The 19892-nt window shown below is 74.4% G+C and carries 17 protein-coding genes, 1 other RNA gene and 1 pseudogene; 9 read left to right on the top strand and 10 right to left on the bottom strand.

Annotated features, from left to right (window positions below):
• The first annotated feature begins 121 nt into the window (after positions 1 to 121).
• Positions 122 to 466 (top strand): hypothetical protein, encoded by a 345-nt coding sequence (locus tag IOD16_RS01845; protein WP_201438640.1) that lies wholly within the window; start codon positions 122 to 124, stop codon positions 464 to 466.
• 70 nt (positions 467 to 536) lie between these two features.
• Here IOD16_RS01845 and IOD16_RS01840 read toward each other — a convergent pair whose 3' ends face one another.
• Together IOD16_RS01840 and rnpB are read right to left on the bottom strand one after the other, a co-directional pair.
• Complete coding sequence (locus IOD16_RS01840) at positions 537 to 2147, bottom strand: DUF6345 domain-containing protein (protein ID WP_201438639.1); 1611 nt, start codon at positions 2145 to 2147, stop codon at positions 537 to 539.
• 373 nt (positions 2148 to 2520) lie between these two features.
• Positions 2521 to 2921, bottom strand: an RNA gene (rnpB, locus tag IOD16_RS01835) — RNase P RNA component class A.
• A gap of 221 nt (positions 2922 to 3142) precedes the next feature.
• Between rnpB and IOD16_RS01830 the strand changes: the two genes are divergently transcribed.
• Complete coding sequence (locus tag IOD16_RS01830) at positions 3143 to 3703, top strand: NAD(P)H-dependent oxidoreductase (protein ID WP_123743966.1); 561 nt, start codon at positions 3143 to 3145, stop codon at positions 3701 to 3703.
• Here the strand turns inward: IOD16_RS01830 and IOD16_RS01825 are convergent.
• From IOD16_RS01825 to IOD16_RS01795, 7 genes and pseudogenes are all read right to left on the bottom strand, one after another.
• Positions 3700 to 4842 carry a bifunctional RNase H/acid phosphatase gene (locus IOD16_RS01825; protein WP_201438638.1) on the bottom strand — a complete coding sequence of 381 codons (1143 nt, stop codon included), beginning with the start codon at positions 4840 to 4842 and terminating at the stop codon, positions 3700 to 3702. The genes IOD16_RS01830 and IOD16_RS01825 overlap by 4 nt on opposite strands.
• The gene (locus IOD16_RS01820) at positions 4839 to 5576 is read right to left on the bottom strand and encodes a zinc ribbon domain-containing protein (protein WP_123743968.1); all 738 of its coding nucleotides are present in this window, start codon (positions 5574 to 5576) and stop codon (positions 4839 to 4841) included. Before IOD16_RS01820 ends, IOD16_RS01825 begins: the two co-directional genes overlap by 4 nt.
• A 10-nt stretch (positions 5577 to 5586) precedes the next feature.
• Positions 5587 to 6418, bottom strand: a pseudogene (locus tag IOD16_RS01815) (Nif3-like dinuclear metal center hexameric protein).
• Positions 6415 to 7458, bottom strand: a complete 1044-nt coding sequence (gene cobC, locus IOD16_RS01810; RefSeq protein WP_201438637.1) for an Rv2231c family pyridoxal phosphate-dependent protein CobC — start codon at positions 7456 to 7458, stop codon at positions 6415 to 6417. Before cobC ends, IOD16_RS01815 begins: the two are co-directional and overlap by 4 nt.
• Positions 7459 to 7485: 27 nt before the next feature.
• Positions 7486 to 8490, bottom strand: a complete 1005-nt coding sequence (locus IOD16_RS01805) for a polyprenyl synthetase family protein (RefSeq protein ID WP_236594683.1) — start codon at positions 8488 to 8490, stop codon at positions 7486 to 7488.
• Positions 8491 to 8547: 57 nt separating this feature from the next.
• Positions 8548 to 8769, bottom strand: coding sequence for a hypothetical protein (locus IOD16_RS01800; protein WP_201438636.1), 222 nt, complete (start codon positions 8767 to 8769; stop codon positions 8548 to 8550).
• 70 nt (positions 8770 to 8839) lie between these two features.
• Positions 8840 to 9313 carry a hypothetical protein gene (locus IOD16_RS01795; protein WP_201438635.1) on the bottom strand — a complete coding sequence of 158 codons (474 nt, stop codon included), beginning with the start codon at positions 9311 to 9313 and terminating at the stop codon, positions 8840 to 8842.
• 63 nt (positions 9314 to 9376) lie between these two features.
• Between IOD16_RS01795 and IOD16_RS01790 the strand changes: the two genes are divergently transcribed.
• The 4 genes from IOD16_RS01790 to IOD16_RS01775 are packed head-to-tail and all read left to right on the top strand — an operon-like array spanning position 9377 to position 12050.
• On the top strand, positions 9377 to 9832 hold the full coding sequence (locus tag IOD16_RS01790; RefSeq protein ID WP_201441148.1) for a low molecular weight protein-tyrosine-phosphatase: 456 nt from the start codon (positions 9377 to 9379) through the stop codon (positions 9830 to 9832).
• Positions 9829 to 10659, top strand: a complete 831-nt coding sequence (locus IOD16_RS01785) for a fructosamine kinase family protein (RefSeq protein ID WP_442978086.1) — start codon at positions 9829 to 9831, stop codon at positions 10657 to 10659. Before IOD16_RS01790 ends, IOD16_RS01785 begins: the two co-directional genes overlap by 4 nt.
• 7 nt (positions 10660 to 10666) lie before the next feature.
• A complete protein-coding gene (locus tag IOD16_RS01780; protein ID WP_201438634.1) occupies positions 10667 to 11230 on the top strand; it encodes a DUF1349 domain-containing protein in 564 nt (187 codons plus the stop codon).
• Between the two features lie 16 nt (positions 11231 to 11246).
• On the top strand, positions 11247 to 12050 hold the full coding sequence (locus IOD16_RS01775) for an SURF1 family cytochrome oxidase biogenesis protein (RefSeq protein ID WP_201438633.1): 804 nt from the start codon (positions 11247 to 11249) through the stop codon (positions 12048 to 12050).
• Here IOD16_RS01775 and IOD16_RS01770 read toward each other — a convergent pair.
• Positions 11992 to 12960, bottom strand: coding sequence for a cobalamin biosynthesis protein (locus IOD16_RS01770; protein ID WP_201438632.1), 969 nt, complete (start codon positions 12958 to 12960; stop codon positions 11992 to 11994). The genes IOD16_RS01775 and IOD16_RS01770 overlap by 59 nt on opposite strands.
• A 52-nt stretch (positions 12961 to 13012) precedes the next feature.
• Between IOD16_RS01770 and IOD16_RS01765 the strand changes: the two genes are divergently transcribed.
• The 3 genes from IOD16_RS01765 to IOD16_RS01755 are packed head-to-tail and all read left to right on the top strand — an operon-like array spanning position 13013 to position 19883.
• Complete coding sequence (locus IOD16_RS01765) at positions 13013 to 14494, top strand: DUF2397 domain-containing protein (RefSeq protein ID WP_201438631.1); 1482 nt, start codon at positions 13013 to 13015, stop codon at positions 14492 to 14494.
• Entirely contained in the window at positions 14494 to 15660 is a 1167-nt protein-coding gene (locus IOD16_RS01760; protein ID WP_123743977.1) for a TIGR02678 family protein, read from the top strand. The genes IOD16_RS01765 and IOD16_RS01760 overlap by 1 nt, the downstream gene beginning before the upstream one ends.
• Positions 15657 to 19883 (top strand): SbcC/MukB-like Walker B domain-containing protein, encoded by a 4227-nt coding sequence (locus IOD16_RS01755; protein ID WP_201438630.1) that lies wholly within the window; start codon positions 15657 to 15659, stop codon positions 19881 to 19883. Before IOD16_RS01760 ends, IOD16_RS01755 begins: the two co-directional genes overlap by 4 nt.
• Positions 19884 to 19892 lie beyond the last annotated feature (9 nt).

Here is a 19892-nt window from a genome sequence, read left to right as displayed (position 1 = left end):
CGCACAGTGTGCACGATCTTCAGCCCACATCCCGCCGGCCACGGCGAATCCCCCGTCCGGCCGAGCGGGGGACACCCGAACGGTCCGCAGGCCGGAGTGACGACGCCGAGGAGGCTCGCCGATGACCAAGCCCCCCGAGGCCGTGCCCGAACCAGCCGGCGGAGTGAACGAAATCACCGTCTCCGTGGTCGTCTCGGACGATGATCAGGTTACCGGTGGGGACCGGCAAACCGGGCGGCGGGTGCAGCGGACGGTCAACTTCGACCAGGAGGTGCTGGAGCGGGCGCGGGCGGCGGCGACCTACCTGGCGGCGTACGAGGCGGAGGCCGGTGTGCGCAGCCTCGCCGACATCGTGAACCCGGCCGTCGAGGCGTACGTGGCCGAGCTGGAGCGCCGCTACAACGGCGGCGCGGCGTTCCGCCCGGTGTTCCGCATGCCGCCCGGTCGCCCGGCCCGCCGCGTGTGACGCGCACGCGAAAAGGGGGCCCTTCCCACCCCCAGGTGAGGAAGGGACCCCTCTGCGCGCGCGTGCCGCGTCAGCTGGAGCCGGAGATGCGCCAGTAGCCGGTGCTCGGCAGCGTGTCCGGGCCGACCGGGCCCTTGTTCCAGAAGTAGTCGTTGAAGTTGGCCAGGCCACCGCCGCCGATCGGGCCCATGGTCGCCCACCGCACCGTCGCCGGCTGGGTGTCGATCGACGCCTGCGCCCACGCGTCACGGACCTTCATCGGCCGGTTCCACCACAGGAACGGCGTGCGCACCAGGTAGTTCGCGAACTTCCCGCCGTGCACGGCCGAGTGGTAGGAGACGGTGTCGAAGCTGTTGATCTGGTGCAGGCCGCGCAACGCCCGGCCCCAGCGCGTCGCCCAGCTCTGCCCGCCCGACGTGCCCTGCAGGATCGAGCAGGTGAACAGGCTCATCCACTCGACGTCCCGGTTGCCCCAGCGCGCGTCGTTGTTGGACAGGAACGTGTCGGTGTTGCTGCTGCACCCGGCGAAGGAGAAGCCGGTCGGCGAGCCGTGGCCCTGCCAGTAGGTCATGTCGACGTCGTCGGCGTAGAGCTGGTCCTGGCCGCCCGCGAACACCGGGTCCTTGAAGTCGCGCTCCCAGGCGTTGTGGTTGACCCAGCTGAACTGCACCGGCACGCCGGCGGAGGTGAACCGGTTGTTGAACGACGCCAGGTTGGCCGCCGTCCACGGCAGGCCGGAGCACGGGCCAGTGCCCTCGCTGCCGACGTCGACCCGGTTGGTCCACTGCGGGGTGAACGAGCTCTGCTCGCGCGGCGGGTCCGCCGGGCCGGGCTCGGGCAGCCGCGCGTCGACGGCCGCGCCGACGATGACGGACTGGACGGCCGCGCCGTCGGAGTTCACGCCGTCGCAGCGCAGGCCGGGCTCGATCCGGTCGACCTTCTCGGCCAGCGGCGGCGCCTCGTACACGTACGACACCCCGGTCGGCCGCACGCTCGACCCGAGGACCTTCGCGCACCGGTCACGACCCTCGTCCAGGGTCAGCACCGGCACGCTGGGCCCGCTCAGCAGGCCGCGGACGGCGTAGGTGAGGCCCGCGACGGCGCCCTGGCCGTCGAAGGCGATCCGCACCTTCGCGCCCGGACCCTCCAGCGGCACGCCGCCGAGGGTGAAGGCGAACGACACCGCGGTGTCCAGCGGCGCGGTCACCACCGCCTGCTGGTTGGCGTCGACGACCTCGAACGTCGTCTGCCCGGCGGTCGGGGTGGCGTTGGCGGGCAGCAGGCCGACCCCGCGCAGGGTTTCGAGGGCCTTCTTGGTGGCGTCCTCGACGGGGATGGCGCGCAGGCGCTTGAGGGAGTCGACGTCGAGCGCCGTCTGCGTGGTCGCGGCGCCCGACTCGTCCGGCTGGCCCGCGCCCAGGTCCAGGCCGGGCACGCGCAGGTAGGTCGACTCGTCGGCGAAGGACACCGAGCCGTCCTCGGCGCGCTGGACGGCCTTGAGGCCGAACGCGCGCTGCAACACCGTGGCCTGGTCCTGGGTGAGGCCCACGGAGCGGACCTGGTAGACCGGCATCTCCGCGGCCGCCGCCGCGACCGCGGCCGTGGAGCCCGTGATCGCCGCCGCGCCCATCAGGCCGGTGAGGGCGAGCCAGGTGGTGGCACGCCTCCTGTTGGTGGACATGTAGTTCCCTCCTCGGGGTACCGCGGGGCAGGGCCCGTGGTCTGCGAGGAGGACGCGGGCCGGCCGGGGCTGATACCGACAACCACTCGAACGGCCTCACTTGTGTAACACCCTTGGCACGCAACGGATGTATAGGCGGGCGCATAGGCCCTCGGGCGCCGATGAGCCCGAACGGACGGGTGCGGCCGGACGGGCGGTGGGCTGAACGGCCGGGCTGAGCCGAACGGCCGGACGGGGCGGTGGGAACCGCCGCGGCGACGGACGGCGGGTGCGGACGGGGCCGGCATGCGGGGCCCGCCGGGGTACGCGGTCGACCGGGAGGCGCGGAAGACCCGGGCCGTGGGCGGCCGTCGGCCGAGCGGCCGGGAAGGGGCGGATGAGCCGGCATGTAAGCCGGATTCTGTTCCCGGGCGCCTCGCGGCGGTCCCGTTCGGCGGCCATCCATCTCGGCCTGCCGTTGCCGACAGGCTCGTGCGGCCTACCCGCAGGCATCGGGCGGGCAGCCCTCGATCGCCTGCGCAGGTGCCCTGGGGCACCCTCTTGGCCTTGCTCCGGGTGGGGTTTACCTAGCCGCTCCCGTCACCGGGAGCGCTGGTGGTCTCTTACACCACCGTTTCACCCTTACCCCGGCTCGCGCCGGGGCGGTCTGTTCTCTGTGGCACTGTCCCGAGGGTCGCCCCTGGTTGCCGTTGACAACCACCCTGCCCTGTGGAGTCCGGACTTTCCTCGGCGACGGATCCGAGAACCCGTCGACGCGACCGCCCTGCCGACTCATCCGCCGCACCAGGATACCGGCGGCTTCCCAGGCAGTGGAACCAGGGCCGGGAAACCTTGTCGTGATGTGGGCTTGCTGCTCTACTCGAAACCATGGCAGGAATCGGGGTACTCACCCGCCGCCGGCACGTCGACTTCGGCCGCACCGCCGCCGCGATCTGTTGCCACTGACACTTTTTACCTCGTACTCCGAGCCTTTTCCTGAAAGGTGTCAGTGACCCATGTCCTCCATTCTGATGATTTCCGGCGGCCCGTCGCCGACGTCCCGCACCGGCGTGCTGGTCTCGCACGTCGAAGGGCTGCTGCGCGCGGCCGGGTACGCGGTGCACACCCTGCACGTGCGGCAGCTGCCGACGTTGCCGCTGCTCACCGAGGATCTGCGGGACCCGGAGATCGGTGACGCGGTCGCCGCGGTGCTGCGCGCGGACGGCATCGTGGTGGCCAGCCCGGTCTACCGCGCGGCGTACAGCGGGCTGGTGAAAGCGCTGGTCGACCTGCTGCCGAAGAAGGCGTTGCGCGGCCGGGTGATCCTGCCGCTGGCGACCGGCGGCAGCCAGGGTTTCCTGGTCGCGATGGACTACGCGTTGAACCCGCTGCTGGCCGGCAAAGGCGCGGATTCGGTGCTGCGCGGCGAATTCGTGCTCGACCCGGACATCGAGGGCGGGACCATCGCGCCGAAAGCCGCCGAGGCGATTCGCGACGCGGTGGACCGGTTCGCGCTGGCCGTCGAGGACGCCCGGTTCCGGCGCGACGAGCGCGCCCGGCTGCGCCCCGCCGGCTAGCCGAGGTGCGACGTGTCGTTGACCAGCCGCACGGAGGCGAGGCCGTCGGGGTAGAACTCGACGACCGACAGCGACGCGAGGTCCAGGTGCAGCCGGAACAGCAGCGACGGGCCGACGTCCAGCGCCATCCGCAGCAGCAGCTTGATCGGCGTGACGTGGCTGACCACGACGACGTTCGCGCCGCCGAAGCGGGACACGACGGCGTTGCGGGCCCGCCGCACCCGGTGGTGCACCTGGTCGAAGCTCTCGCCGCCGGGCGTCGGCACGGACGGGTCGCCGAGCCAGCGCCGGTGCACGTCGGGGTCGCGTTCGGCGGCCTCGGTGAAGGTCAGGCCCTCCCACGCGCCGAAGTCGGTCTCGATCAGGTCGTCGTCCCACGACAGCTCGGCGCCGGTGGCCGACGCCACGGCCCGCGCCGTCTCCCGGGCCCGTCCCAGCGGCGACGACACGATCGCGGCCAGGCCCTCGACCTTGGCCAGCCGACGCGCCGCGGCCTCGGCCTGGCCCCGGCCGACTTCGGTCAGCGGCGGGTTGCCGCGACCGGAGTAGCGCCGCGCCACCGACAGCTCGGTCTGCCCGTGCCGCAGCAGGTACAGCCGGGTCGGCTCGCCGACCGCGCCGGTCCACGACACCGGCGACTGGGTCGTCGCCGGGTCCGGCTGCGGAGGCCGGGCCCGCGCGGGCTCGGCCTCCGCCGGCCGGGTCCGTTCCTTCTGGCCCCGTTCCCTTGGGGCGCCGCCCGCCTGCACGTCCATCGCCTGGTTGGCCAGCCGGTCGGCGCGCTGGTTGCGCTCGCGCGGGATCCACTCGTAGGCCACCCGGTCGAACGCCCGCGCCACCTCGCGCGCCTGCGCGACCAGCGGCTGCATGGACGGGTGCTTCACCTTCCACCGGCCGGACATCTGCTCGACCACGAGCTTGGAGTCCATCCGCACGGACACCTCGGACGCGCCGAGCTCGGCCGCCGCCCGCAGCCCCGCGATGAGCCCTTGGTACTCGGCGACGTTGTTGGTGACGACGCCGAGGCCCGCGGACCGCTCGGCCAGCACCGCGCCCGACTCGTCCAGCACGACGGCCCCGCACCCGGCGGGCCCGGGGTTGCCGCGCGAGCCGCCGTCGGCCTCGACGACGACCCTCACAGACCCGATTCCCCGGTCCGCACCATGATCGCGCCGCACTCCTCGCACTGGATGACCTCGTCCGCCGCGGACTCCTTGACCTTGGCGAACGCGTTGCGGTCCAGTTCGATGCGGCACGCGCCGCAGCGCCGCGACTGCAACAGGGCCGCGCCGATGTTCTTGTGCTTGCGCACCCGCTCGTAGAGCGCCAGCAGCGGCTCCGGGAACTGGCCGGTCATCCGCTCGCGGTCGGCCGTGCGCTTGGTCTCGGTCGACTCCAGGTCGGCCAGCGCGCTGTCGCGGCGGCGGGCCGCGTCGGACAGCGCCTCCTGCGCCTTGTCCAGCGCGACGCGGGCGTGCTGGATGTCGGCCTCGACGGCCTCGCGGCGTTCCATCAGCTCCAGCAGGTCGTCCTCCAGCGCGCCGCGGCGGCGGCCGAGGGTGGCCAGCTCGTGCTCCAGGTCGGTGAGCTGCTTGGCGCCGACCGCGCCGCCCTGCAGCAGCTTGCGGTCGCGCTCCTCGCGGGCGCTGACCTGGTCGATCTCGGTCTCCTGCCGCTTGACCTCGCGGTTCAGGTCGCCCAAGGTCGTCTCGATCGTGGTCAGCGCGTCCTGCTTGGCGCGGAACTGCTTCTCCGCCTCGGCGATCTCCGCGATCTCGGGCAGCGTGCGGCGCCGATGGGTGACGCGCGACAGTTCGGCGTCGACCTGTGCGAGGTCGAGCAGCCTGCGCTGCACGGCGGGATCGGCTTTCACGGTGAGCCTCTCATTCGGTGTGCTCGGAGTTCGGGCTCGTCACGCCCAGGGTCCACGGGTCGGTCCGGCGGGTCGAGACGAGAACCTCGACCGTACCGCCGAACGCGGCGCGCACCACGTGCGCCGCCTGCCCGCACCACGGCTGCTCGCTGGCCCAGTGCGCCACGTCGACCAGCGCGGGCCCGCCGGCGGCGAGGTGCTCGCCCGCCGGGTGGTGGCGCAGGTCCGCGGTGACGTAGGCGTCCACGCCGGCGCGTGCCGCCGCGGTCAGGTAGCTGTCGCCCGCGCCGCCGCACACGGCGACCCGCCGGACCGGCCGGTCCGGGTCGCCGGCCGCGCGCACGCCCCCACGCCGTGGCGGGCAGCGCCTCGGCGACGCGCCGGGCGAAGTCGCGCAGCGGTTCGGGCCGGTCGAGCTCGCCGATGCGGCCGGCGCCCGTGCCGGGCGCGCCGTCCGCGGGCACCAGCGGGCCGGTGACGCGCAGGCCGATGGCCTCGGCGAGGGCGTCCGAGACGCCGGGGTCGGCCACGTCGGCGTTGGTGTGCGCGGTGTAGAGCGCGATGCCCGAGCGGATGAGCCGGTGCACCAGCCCGCCCTTCGGGTCGTCGGCCGGCACCCCCGTGACGCCGCGCAGCATCAGCGGGTGGTGCGCGACGACGAGCTGCGCGCCCACCGCCACCGCCTCGTCCACAGTGGACTCGACCGGGTCGACGCAGAACAGCACCCGCGTCACGGGTTCGGCGCGGTCGCCGCAGACGAGGCCGACGGCGTCCCACGGCTCGGCCGTCGCGGGCGGGTAGGCGGCCTCCAGGGCGGCCAGCACGTCCCCGAGCGTCGTCACAGCTCCTCCAGCACGACTCGCAGCGCGTCCACCAGCAGGTCGAACTCCTCGGGCGCGCGGACCGCGACCCGCAGGTGGTCGGCGGTCAGCCCGGGGAACGTGTCGCCGCGCCGCACCGCGATCCCCTTGTCCCGCAACGCCTCCCGCACCCGCTGCCCCTGCGGCACGCGCAGCAGCGCGAACGGCGCGTCCGGTGGCACGACCACCAGGTCGCCGAGCCGCGCGACGGCGTGCGCGGTGTGCTCCCGGGCTTCCCGCGCCAGCGCCTCGGCCTCGGCCACCGCCGCCGGCTCGCAGCACGCGGTGACGGCCTCCAGCACCAGGCTGCCCACCGGCCACTGCGGCCGGGGCAGCGCGAGCCGGGCCAGCAGCTCCGGCGCGCCGAGCAGGTAGCCCGCGCGCAGACCCGCCAGGCCCCACGTCTTCGTCAGGCTGCGCAGCACCAGCAGACCCGGCAGGTCGGCGCGGCCGGCCAGCGACTCCGGCTCGCCGGGCACCGCGTCGGCGAACGCCTCGTCCACCACCAGCACCCGGCCGGGCCGGCTCAGCGACGCCACGACCTCCGCCGGGTGCAGCACGGACGTCGGGTTGGTCGGGTTGCCCAGCACCACCAGGTCGGCCTCGTCGGGCACCAGGTCGGCGCGCAGCCGGTAGTCGTCCTCCGGCCACAGCTGCACCCGCCGCACCGGCACGCCCGCGTCCCGCAACGCCACCTCGGGCTCGGTGAACGACGGGTGCACCACCGCCGCCAGGCGCGGGCGCAGGGTCGGCAGCAGCGCGAAGCCCTCGGCGGCGCCGTTGAGGACCAGCACCTCGTCCGGCGTGCGCCCGTGCCGCGCGGCGACGGCGGCGCGGGCGCGGTCGTCGGCGGCGGCGGCCGGGTAGGAGCCGAGGCCGTCGAGCACGGCGACCAACCGGTCGCGCAGCCACGCGGGCGGGGCGGGCGTCCGCACGTTCACCGCGAAGTCCGCGAGCCCGGGCGCGGCGTCGACGTCCCCGTGGTGGCGCAGCAGCGCCCGGCCGGAATCCTGGCTGGTCATCGCCGCGAGTCTAGGCGATCAGCGTCGTCACCCGATCTGGGAGGCGGCCCAGTCCAGGTAGGCGCCCGGCAGCTCGCGCAGGATGTCCAGCGCGTCGGACCCGGGCAGGTCCGGCAGCGCGCTCACCGCCCGCGCGGCCAGCGTCGTGCAGTGCGCGACGGTGTCGGCGACCAGGCTGGTCCGCCGCAGCTCCGCCAGCAGCCCGGACAGCTCCGCGTCGGTCAGCTCACGGCCGCGTCGCGCGAGCAGCGCGCGCTGCTCGTCGGTCAACGCCCGCAGCAGCGGGACCGTGTAGACGCCTTGGCGGATGTCGTTGCCGACCGGCTTGCCCAGCCGCTGCGAGGTGGACGCCAGGTCCAGCAGGTCGTCGAGGAGCTGGAACATCAGCCCGAACAGCGCGCCGAAGCGGGCCATGGCGTCGGTGGTCGCCTCGTCGGCGTCGGCGCAGTGCGCGGCCAGCACGCAGCCCACCTCGAACAGCGCGCCCGTCTTCAGCTCGATGGACCGCACCGCGTCGTCCGGGTCGCGGTGCGGGTCGTAGAGGTCGACGACTTCCAGCACCTGGCCCTCGACGAGGTCCGTCACGGCCTTGGCGAGCCTGCTCGCGGCGAACGGCGAGATCCGGTCCAGCGCGACCTGGCTCGCGCGGGCCAGCATGAAGTCGCCGACCAGCACGGCGGGGCCGGTGCCCCAGTCCGCGTTGACCGTGCGCACGCCGCGCCGTTCCTCGGCGTCGTCCATCAGGTCGTCGTGCACCAGCGAGCCGGCGTGCAGCAGCTCGACGCAGGCGGCGGCGGTGACCGCCTTGTCGGTGATCCGGCCGGACACGGCCAGCGAACCGGCCAGGACCAGCACGGAGCGCAGCCGCTTGCCGCCGGCCGCGGTGATGCGGCCGGCGAAGGTGTTCACGATCGGCAGCGACGACGAGGTCGCCAACGCCCGGATCTCGTCTTCGACCCTCGGCAGCGCACGGGCGAGCGCCGGCATGGTCGGCATGGTCGACTGCGCTTGGTTCGACTGCACTGTGGACACCAGGCGATCGTCGCCCGCCACGCCTGAGAGCCCGCTGAGACCGGGCCCGGACCGCCGTCAGAGCATCGAGATGGCGACCGCGAAGCACAGCAGGGCGAGGCACAGCGCCAAGTGGACCGCCGACGGCGCGCCGCCCCGGGCTTCACGGCACAGCAACGGCTCGACTACCACCGGTCGCCGGCCCGCGCCGGTCTCGACGGCCCCGTCCGGCCGGGCCGCCCGGTGCTCCAGCGCGACGCCCGTCCCGAATTGACCGGGCGGACCGGCCGCACGCCGCATGTGCGCGTCATTCACTTTCCTTCCCGACACATTCCCCACGCCTTTGACGTCGGAGTTCCGGGACCGCTCGTTACCCGTTAGCTCGCCTTCGCAGACTCTCTTCGGCCGCTGAGAGCAGTCGGTCCCGATCCCGCCGTGCCCGCTGCTTCCGTTCCCGCTCACGCACCCATGCTCGCACGTCGTCGGCCCCCAAGCCGACCGCCTCCCGGTAGAAATCCTCCTCGAACCACCACCACACCCGAATGCCGTAACGGGCAATGCGCACGGGCTGTTCCCGACGCAACACGTCGAGTGACGGGAAATCGGCGACCAGCACCGGAGGACACCCCGTGCCGACGAAGAAATGCCTTTTCCGGAACGCGAAACGGCGGTGGGTGAAGAATCCGGCGTTGGGGTCGGGAGCCGGTCCGCCGGGCGACGTCACGGGCCGCGGCCGGGCGAACGCGGGTGTCTCCGGCCACGACCGGCGGCGCACCGCCGCCACCACCGCGGCGATCACCGAGACCGCGAGCACCACGACGACACCGACCACGACCCCGGACATGCTTGGACCCCCAACGCGAGCGGTCGCGGAGCGCTCGACCTGGCAGACTCCCCTGCCGTGACGCTGACCGTCTCGTTCATCTGCACCGGCAACATCTGCCGTTCCCCCGTGGCCGCGATCATATTCCGCGAGCACCTGGGCCGGGCCGGCCTGGGTGACCTCGTGGAGGTGACCAGCGCGGGCACCGGGGGGTGGCACGTCGGCGACCCGGCCGACCCGCGCGCGGCGAAGTCGTTGGCCGACAACGGTTATCCGACCACGCACAGCGCCGCCCAGGTCGGCGACGACCACTTGGACGCGGACCTGCTGGTGGCGTTGGACACCGGGCACGCGCGGGCGCTGCGGCGGCTGGTGGACGACCCGGAGCGGGTCCGGCTGCTGCGCTCGTTCGACCCGGACGCGGACGGCGAGGACGTGCCGGACCCGTACTACGGCGACAAGGCGGGCTTCGACCGCGTGGTGGAGATGGTGGAGGCCGCCGTGCCCGGCCTGCTGGCCTGGGTGCGCGAACGGCTGTGACACCGGCGCGGGCGGCGCGGGAGCTGACCGGGGTGCCGGGCGCCGGGGTCCGGCGACTCGGCGACGCCGTGTGGGAGGTCGACCTCGCCGACGGCGACGTGGTGGTCGTGAAGCGGCACGGCTCGCCGGGCGCCGCGGCGGCCGAAGCCGCCTCCCTGCGGTGGCTGGCCGAGCCCGCGGGCCCGCCGGTGCCGCGGCTGCGCGGGAGCCGCGGGCCGTGGTTGGCGATGGAGCGGGTGGCGCCGGGCCGGCCGTCGCCCGCCGCCGCCGAGGAGTTCGGCCGCCGGCTCGCCGCGCTGCACGCGACCGGCGCACCGGCGTTCGGCGCGCCACCGCCCGGCGGGCCGAACGAGGCGTCGATCGGGCTCGCGCCGATGCCCGACGTGCCGTCCGACGACTGGGCCGAGTGGTTCGCGGAGCACCGGATCGCCTACTACGCCCGGCTCGCGGTGGACGCGGGCGCGTTGACCGCCGCCGAGGCCCGGACCGTCGAGGCCGTGCCGGTGCGGGCGCCGGACGAGCCGCCCGCCCGCCTGCACGGCGACCTGTGGAACGGCAACGTGCACTGGGCCGCCGACGGCCGCGCCTGGCTCGTCGACCCCGCCGCGCACGGCGGCCACCGGGAGAGCGACCTGGCCATGCTCGCCCTGTTCGGCTGCCCCCACCTGGACCGCGTGCTCGCCGCCTACGACGAGGCCGCGCCCCTCGCCGACGGGTGGCGCGACCGGGTGCCGCTGCACCAGCTGTTCCCGCTGCTCGTGCACGCCGCGCTGTTCGGCCGCGGTTACGCCCGGCAGGCCTTGGCCGCGGCGCGTTCACTGCGATGATGGCCCCATGGGGATCACGGTGTTCGACCGCGACGACTGGCGCTGGCTCAACGAGCCGCGCGCGTGGAGCGACCAGGGCGGGCTGACCGTCACCAGCGACCCGGGGACCGACTTCTGGCGCACCACCCACTACGGCTACGACCGCGGCAGCGGCCACGTCCTCGGCGTGCCGCTGGCCGGCGACTTCGCCATCGCCGCGTCGTTCACCGCGGACTACGCCGCCCAGTACGACCAGGCCGGTGTCGCGCTGTGGCTCGACGACCGGAACTGGATCAAGGCGGGCGTCGAGCTGGTGGACGAAGAGTTCCAGGTCAGCACCGTCGTGACCAGGGACTTCTCCGACTGGTCGGTGGTGCCGGCCGGGCACGTCGACCGGGTCACGATCGCGGCGGTGCGCGAGGGCGACGCGGTGACCGTCCGCTACGGCGTCGGCGACGCCGAGCCCACGACCCTGCTGCGGCTCGCGTACTTCCCGCCGGGCGCGGAGGCGCTGGTCGGCGTGATGGTCGCGGCGCCGACGGGGCCGGGTTTCACCACCCGCTTCGACCGGGTGCAGGTCACAACGACCTAGGGCTTACCGTGGTCACGTGCGGTTGAGGTTCCTGTTGCAGCCCGGATGGCTGGCGTTGACGCTGGCGGTCTGGGTGTTCGCGGGCGCGTGCTTCACGCTGCTCGCGCCTTGGCAGTTCGACCGCGACACCGAGCGCGACGCGCAGAACAGCGCGGTCGTGTCGTCCCTGCGCACGGACCCGGTGCCGGTCACCACGCTGCTCGACCGGCCCAACGCCGAGGTCGAGTGGCGGCGCGTGACGCTGACCGGCCGCTACCTGCCCGACGGGCAGGCGGTGGCCCGGCTGCGGACCGTGCAGGGCGAGGCGGCGTTCGAGGTGCTGACCCCGTTCCGGCTGGCCGACGGGCCGACCGTGCTGGTGGACCGGGGTTACGTGCGGCCGGTCAACGGCATCAAGGTCCCCGGCCTCAAGCCCGTGCCGACCGGTGACGTGACGCTGGTCGCGCTGGTCCGCCGGGACGAGTCGGACACCCGGGACGCGTTCCAGGAGGACGAGCACCGGCAGGTGTACTCGGTGAACTCCGCCGTGGTCGGCCGGGCCGCCGGGCTGGAGCTGCGGCCGGGCTACTTCCAGCTCACCGACGGCCAGCCGGGGGTGGAGGAGTCGCTGCCGCTGCCGAAGCTCGACGCGGGGCCGTTCTTCTCCTACGCGTTGCAGTGGATCGCGTTCGGCGCGATGGCCCTGGGCGGCTGGCTGTACTTCACCGTCCGCGAGATCCGCCCCGGCGGCGCGCTGCGCGAGGACGCGGGCCGGCCGAAGGTCAGGCGGAAGTCCGTCGCCGAACAGCTCGCCGAAGACGAGGCCGCGCCAGCGCGATGAGCGCGGTCACGGCCGCCGCCGACGCGCCGACCACCCGCGACAGCTCCACCGCCCGCGTCACGTGCCCCGCGTCGGGGTTGCGGCCGTGCCCGAGCACCGGCCGGTCCTCCGCGCCGTGCGCGTACACCGTGCGACCGCCCAGCCGGACCTCCAACGCGCCCGCGAACGCCGCCTCGACCTGGCCCGCGTTGGGGCTCGGGTGCGCCGCCGCGTCCCGCCGCCACGTCCGCCACGCCTCGCCCGCCGACCCGCCGACGACCGGCGCGCCCGCCGCCGTGAGCAGCGCGGCCAGCCGCGAGGGCAGCAGGTTCGCCACGTCGTCGAGCCGTGCCGCGGCCCAGCCGAACCGGCGGTAGCGCTCGTTGCGGTGCCCGACCATGGCGTCGAGGGTGTTCGCCGCGCGGTAGCCGAGCAGACCGGGCACGCCCGCGACCGCGCCCCAGAACAACGGCGCCACGACCGCGTCGGACGTGTTCTCCGCCACGGACTCGACGGTCGCCTTCGCCAGGCCCATCGTGTCGAGCTTCCTCGGCTCGCGCCCGCACAGGTTCGGCAAACGATTGCGCGCCGCGTCGAGGTCGCCGCCGTCCAGCTCGCGGCCCATCGCGGTGCCCTCGTCGGCGAGCGACGACCCGCCCAGCACGATCCACGTGGCGGCGGCCGTGCTCAGGACCTCGAAGACCTGGCTGCGCCTGCCCAGCCGCTCCGCCGCGACCCCGGCGAGGACCGTGCCGCCGACGAGCACCACCACGTGCGCCACGCCGCCCGCCCGGTGGTCGCGGTACAGCTTGCGCTCCAGCGCCGCCGCCGCCCGACCGAATCCCGCTACCGGGTGATACCTCTCGGGGTCGCCGAACACCGCGTCGGCGGCCACGCCCAGCACCAACCCCACCGCGCGCCCCAGACTCACACGGGGCACGGTAGCCCGCACGTGTCGGACCGCCGCATTAGGGTGGCGCACCGTGGAACCAGCCGGCCGCCTCAAGCTCTACGCGTACCTGGACGCCCGCGATCACCAACGCACGTACCTGGCGATCATGCGGTTGTTCACGTCCACGCTGCTGGCCGACCTGTCGGCGGGCGAGGTCGCGGGCGCGCTGGCGGGCGCCGAGCGGGAGGGCCGGGTCGAGGCGGGCGAGTCGCGCATCGAGAACGTGATCAACCGGCTCCGGCAGCTCGTCGAGTGGGGCAACCTGGTGCAGGGGCGGCGCGAGGTGGTGGCCTCCAGCATCGCCGAGTTCCAGCACGGCAGCGTCCGCTACCAGGTCGGCAAGCTCGCCGTCCGGGTCCAGCGCGACGTGGACGAGCTGCTGCGCGTGCCCGAGGGCGCGCGGGAGGTGTCGCGGGAGCTGCTGCCCGCCGTCGAACGCGGCCTCGACCGGCTGGGCCAGTCGCTGTCGGAGGCGTTGATCAGCGGCGCGCCCCGCTCCCGCGAGGTGCTGGCCGAGCAGGTCACCACGCTCTTCCTGCAGCACGCCGAGCTGGCCGCGACCGTGCGCGACTTCTACGCCTACCTGGGCCAGGTCGTGACGCGGCACCACCTGGCGCCGGAGGAGATCTCCGGGTTCCGCAACCTGCTCGTCGAGTACATCCAGATGGTCGTGGAGGACGTGCTGCGGCACACGCCGGCCATCGCGGACGCCCTGGCCCGCGTCACCTCCGCGCGTTCCGAGCTGCTGGGCCTGCTGGGCCGGGCCGACCTGGGCGAGAAGGTGGAACGGGCGCGCGGGCGGTCGGCGGAGGACTGGCAGGACCTGACCGACTGGTTCGTGGACCGGCCCGGCCGGCCGAGCCAGGTGACGGCGCTGCGGGAGGCGACGGCGCGCGCGATCGGGTCGCTGCTGGCGAGCGTGAAGCGGGCCACGTCCGGCGGCGGGCTGCTGCCGAGCCGCCGGGCCGAGCTGCTGAAGCTGGCCGGCTGGTTCGACGCCGGCTCGCGCGAGCAGGCCCACGAGCTGTACGCGGCGGCGTTCGGGCTGTACCCGGCGCGGCACGTGTCGCCGGCGCCCGAGCACGACCGCGACAACGAGCGCACCCCGTGGCGCGACGGACCGGTGGTGGACGTGCAGGTGAGCGTGCGCAGCCGCGGCGACCGTGGTGCGCGCGGGCGGACGTCGCGCATCCTGGACGACCCGATGACCGAGCAGTCGCTGCTGGCCGAGGCGCGGGAAGCCGACGAGCGGCGGGCCGCGTCGGTGGCCGAGCTGTCGGCGGCGGCTCCCCGGCTGGCGTCCACCACGTTGTCCGGCGAGGCGCTCGAAGTGCTGTGCGAGCTGCTGACGTTGGCGATGGCGCAGCGCGACACGGCGGCCGACTCGGGTTCGGCGACCGACCCGGTGCGCGGGCTGCGGGTGACCGTCTCGCACGCGCTCGGGAAGTCGACGCGCATCCGTTCGGCGGCGGGCACGTTGACGCTGCACGACTCGACGCTGGTGCTCGACTGATGTTCGACGACCTCTCCGAGATCGACGCGGCGACCGCGGTGCGCTGCGCCCGCACCCTGCTGCGGCGGCCGTTGCTGCGCGCCGACGGGCCGGACGGCGAGCTGCTGACCCTGGTCTACCGGCACCGGGCGGCGTTGCAGGACCTGTTCGCCCGGCTGCTGGGCTACCGGCTCGTGGTGGAACGGCGGTTCGCGCGGCTCTACAAGTCCGGGCCGGGCGCCGACGACTCGCGCGGCGTGCTCGGCATGTCGCCGCGCGGGTACGCGTACGTGGCGCTGACCATGGCGGTGCTGACCGGTGTCGGGCGGCAGGCGTTGCTGTCGCGGCTGGTGGCGGACATCCGCGCGGCGGCGGTCGAGGCCGGGCTCACCGTCGTGGACGACGTGGCGGACCGGCGGGCGCTCACGGCGGCGTTGCGGCACCTGGTGTCGCTCGGCGTGCTGCACGAGACCGAGGGCACGGTGGACGTGCAGGCCGAGGCGTTGATCACCATCGACACCGACCTGCTCGGCCAGTTGCTGACCGGGCCCGTGGCGGAGGCCGACTCGCCGGCGCGGCTGGTGGAGCTGGCCGCGCGGCCCGGTCCGCGCGGCGTCGAGCACGCGGTGCGGCGCAAGCTGGTGGAGAACCCCGTCGTGCTGTACGCGGACCTGCCGCCGGAGCAGGCGGAGTGGCTGCGGCGCAACCAGCGCAAGGAGACCGCGCTGCTGGAGACGTGCTTCGGCCTGCACACCGAGTGCCGGGTCGAGGGCGTGCTGGCGGCCGACCCCGAGGACTACCTGACCGACCTGTACTTCCCCGGCACGTCCACGGTGGCGCGGATCGCGCTGCTGGCGCTGCCGGAGCTGCTCGACACCGACCCGCGCCCCGACGGGCGGCACGTCGTGGTCCCGGCGCGGCTGCGGACGGTGTGCGCGCGGCTGGTGGAGGACTACCCGACCGCGTGGTCCAAGCAGTTCACCGAAGACCTGGACCGGCTGGTCGACGAGGTCCTGGAACTGCTGCGCCGCATGGGGTTGGCGGTCGCCTCGGCCGACGGGTGGCTGCTCAACGCCGCCGCGCACCGGTGGCTGCCCTCGCCCGACGGCGATCCCGAACGTGACGTGGAGCCGGTCGTCGTGCCGGACGTGCCCAGCTGGTCGTTGTTCGATGAGGAGACCGCGTGAACAGGTGGCGGCTGCACAGGGGCGGCATCGTCAACATCTGGCAGTACACCGAGCAGACGTTCGACTTCTCGGGTGGGCGCGCGATCTTCCAGGGCACCAACGGGTCCGGCAAGTCGCGCACGCTGGAGCTGCTGCTGCCGCTGTGCCTGGACGGCGACCTGCGGCAGGTCGGCTCCAAGGGTTTCGACACGGTGTCGCTGCGGCGGCTCATGCTGGACGACTACGACGGCGGGCCGAACCGGATCGGGTACGCGTGGGTCGAGCTGACGCGCGGCGACGACGAGTACCTGACGTGCGGGTTGGGCGTGAAGGCGTCCAAGACGTCGCAGGCGATCACCGACTCGTGGCGGTTCATCACCTCCTCGCGCGTGGGTCACGGGTTGACGCTGGTCGGCGCGGACCGCACCCCGCTGGGCCCGGCGCAGCTGCGGGACCTGATCGGCGCGGACTGCGTGCTGGAGGAGGCGGCGTTCCGGGCGCGCGTGGCCGAGACCGTGTACGGCGTGCCCGCGCCCCGGTACGGCGACCTGCTGCACCTGCAGCGGACGCTGCGCAACCCCGACGTCGGGCTGAAGGTGCTGGAAGGGCAGCTGGAGCAGATCCTGTCCGACGCGCTGCCGCCGCTGGACCAGGCGATGGTCGAGCAGCTGGCCACGTCGTTCGACGACCTGGAGTCGATCCGGGAGAACATCACGCGGCTGTCGTCGGCCGACGCGGCGCTGGGCACGTTCCTGAAGACGTACTCGGACTACGCGTTCGGCGGGCTGCGCGCGGCGGCGGAGAAGCTCGGCGGGGCCGAGGACGGGGTGCGGAAGCTGGAACGCGCGTCGGCCCGGTTGTCGGCGTCGCTGGCGGAGACGCTCGCGGCGCGCGCGGCGGCGGAGCACTCGTTGGCGGCGTTGGAGGCCGGTGAGCAGCAGGCCGAGGAGACCATCGGCGCGTTGAAGGAGCTGCCGGCGTTCCGCGACCTGCAGGACCTGCAGACGCGCGAGAAGCTCGTGGCGGAGAAGCGCTCGTCGGCGGTGGCGGCGTTGGACATGGCGAACAAGCAGCGGTTGCAGGAGGACGGCGCGGTCGACGGCGTGCTGCGGCTGCTGCGGCGGTTGGCCGAGGACCTGGGCTCGGCGCGGGAGCTGGTCGAGCCGCTGCGCCACCACCTGCGCGTGGCCGGCCTGTCGCCCGCCGCGGTGCCGGACGTCCCCGGCGTGTCCACTCTGGACGCCGAGGTGCGGACGGAGTCCGTGCGGGCCAAGCCGGACCCGGAGGCCGAGCCGCTGCCGATCGAACGCCGAGTGCCACCCGCTGTGGACGAGTTGGCGTTGGACGACCTCGCGTCGCGCACGTCGTCCATCGCGTCCTCGGCGCGGCAGCGGGGGGCCTTGGCGCTCGCGCTGGCCGCGCGGGCCGCCGAGCTGGACACGGCGCAACGCCAGGTCGACGCCCTCCGGCAGACCGCGCGGGACGCTCAGCACGCCGCGACCGAGGCGGCGGCGTTGCGCAACCAGGAGGCGCAGGAACTGGCCGAGGTCGCCCAGGGCTGGCTGGCCGACGTCGAGGCGTGGCGCACCTCCGGCCCCCTGGCCGCCACGAGCCCCGACTCCCCCCTGCCGCTGCCCGCCACCGTCGACCCGACCACCGCCCGCTCCCTCACCACCGCCGCCCGCGACTGGGTGGGCCCCCTGGTGACGGCGGCCCGGGACGCCGGGCACGCGGTGGCGCAGCGGCGGACCGACCTGGCCACGTCCATCAACACCCGTGACGCCGAACTGTCCGCCCTCCGCTCCGGCACGGCCCGGGTCCCGGACCGCAACCGCTTCGCGGCGACCGACCGCGACCCCGCCACCGGCGCCCCGTTCTACCGCCTGGTCGACTTCCACCCCACCGTCGACGACCAGGCCAAAGCCGGCCTGGAAGCCGCCCTGGAGGCCTCGGGCCTCCTGGACGCCTGGGTCACACCTTCGGGTGAATCCATCCCGGCAATGTACGGAAACACCGTTACCGCCACTCGGTTGAAAACCAGCGGACCCGCCGAAACCACCCCCGACCGCCCCGACCGCCCCCAGCCGACCCCCGATCCCGCCGCCGCCCCTGCCCCTGCCGGATCTGCGGACCCCACGGCCGGCGCACCGGGCGTGGTGGCCGCACCCGGCACCCCGGTCGCCGGCCCGTCCCTGGCGACGGTGCTGATCCCGGCCGTCGAGCCGGCCTCACCGGTCCCGGCCGCGGTCGTGGCGGACCTGCTCGCCTCGGTGTCCCTGCGACCCCCGACCCCGGCCGCCACCCCGGAGGCCGCCACCCCGGACCCGACCGCCACCCCGGCCGCCGCGTTCGCGGTGTCGCCCGACGGCCGCTGGCAGGCGGGCGTGCTCACCGGCGCGTGGCACAAGGACGCGGCGGAGTTCATCGGCGCCGGAGCCCGCGAAGCCGCCCGCCGGCGCCGGATCGCGGAGCTGGAGGACGAGCTGGCCGCCCTGCGCGCCGACCTCGGCGCGGCGGAAGCCGACCTGGCCGCCGCGCGCGGCCTGGTCGAGCAGTGGGAGGCCCACCTCGACCGCTTCCCCGCGGACCGCGAACTGGTCGCCCGCCACGGCCGCCTCCAGGCCGCGCAGGAATCCGCCGACCGCGCCGCCCGCCGCGCCGAGGAGCTGCGCGACGAGCTCGCCACCGCCCAGGCGCGAGGCGAAGCCGCCGCCGCCGAGGTCGTGCGCCAGGCCGGCGACGCGGGCCTGCCCGCCACCACCGACGGCCTGCACCAGGCCCAGCAGGCGGCGGCCGAGGCGCAGCGCACCGCCGACCGGTTGGGCGACGTGCTGCGCCGCCAGTGCGGCGGCACGGTCGCCGACCTGACCGACGCGGCGCACCGCTACCACGCGGCCGTGGCGGATCGGGGCGCGGCGGAGGCGGACGCGGAGGCGCGGTGCGTCGACTACGCGTCGCAGGCGTCGACGTTGGCCGAGCTGACCGACGCGATCGGCGGCGAGGCCAAGGAGATCGCGGACCAACTGTCCACTTTGGAGCGTTCACGGCGCGGGATGCGCGACGAGCTCAAGGGTGTGCGCGAACAGGTCACCTCGGCCCGCGAGCAGGCCGCGAAGCTGAACGCCCAGCTGGAGACGTCGGCCGAGCAGCTCACCACCGCCCGCGACGCCCTGACCCGCGCGACCGAGCACTTCAAGGCCACCGTGCAGGCGCCCGGCATCCTCGTCGCCGCCCTGCCGGACACGCCGGAAGACGTCACGTCGGTCCGCACCGCCCTGGCGGCGACCGACCGGCGCGGCGCGGGCGAGGCCACGGTGATCACCAAGCTCCAGGCGTTGCAGACGGCGCTGGCCGGCAGCCACGACATCGCCGCCGAGCAGCACGTCGGCCTGCTCACCGTCACCGTCACCGGCGAGGAGGGCGCCCGCCCGGTGGCCGTCGCCGCCCGCCAGGTGACCGCGAAGCTGGCCGAGCAGCGCGGTTTCCTCGACGAGCAGTACCAGAACATCTTCGCCGACTACCTGATCCGCGACCTGGCCGAGTGGCTGCGCGGGCAGATCGCCGTCGCCGAGGACCTGTGCAAGCGGATGAACGAGGTGCTCGGCAAGGCCCGCTCCAGCCAGGGCGTGCACGTGAAGCTGTCGTGGAAGCCGTCGTCGGCGCTGGAGGAGGACACGCGTGACGCGTTGGCGCTGGTCCGCCTCCCGTACGCGGACCGCGACCCCGAGCAGGACGCCACGCTGCGCCGCGTGTTCACCGAGCGCATCGAAGCCGAACGCGACGCGCACACCGGCAACTACGCCGAGATCCTGTCCCGCGCCCTGGACTACCGGACGTGGCACCAGTTCACCGTCACGGTCGCCGACACCGGCCCGGACGGCAACCCGCGGGAACGCCGGCTGCGGCAGCTGTCCTCCGGCGAGACGCGGCTCATCTCGTACGTGACGCTGTTCGCGGCGGCGGCGTCGTTCTACGACGCGGTGAGCGGCGAGTTCTCGCCGTTGCGGCTGGTGCTGCTGGACGAGGCGTTCGAGCGGCTGGACGACCCGACGATCGCGCGCATGCTCGGCCTGCTGGTGGACCTCGACATGGACTGGGTGATCACCTGGCCGAGCGGCTGGGGCGTGTCCGACAAGATCCCGCGCATGCACATCTACGACGTGCTGCGGCCCAAGAACGGGCGTGGTGTGGCGTGCACGCAGACCACGTGGGACGGCGCGGCGCTGGACCGGGTCGACCCCTGACCGGGGTGC

Origin of the sequence: Saccharothrix sp. 6-C (genome assembly GCF_016695385.1) — a bacterium.
GTDB classification, from domain to species: domain Bacteria; phylum Actinomycetota; class Actinomycetes; order Mycobacteriales; family Pseudonocardiaceae; genus Actinosynnema; species Actinosynnema texasense.
The sequence above is the reverse complement of the archived record's forward strand: the minus strand, read 5'-3'. Positions and strand labels throughout refer to the sequence as shown.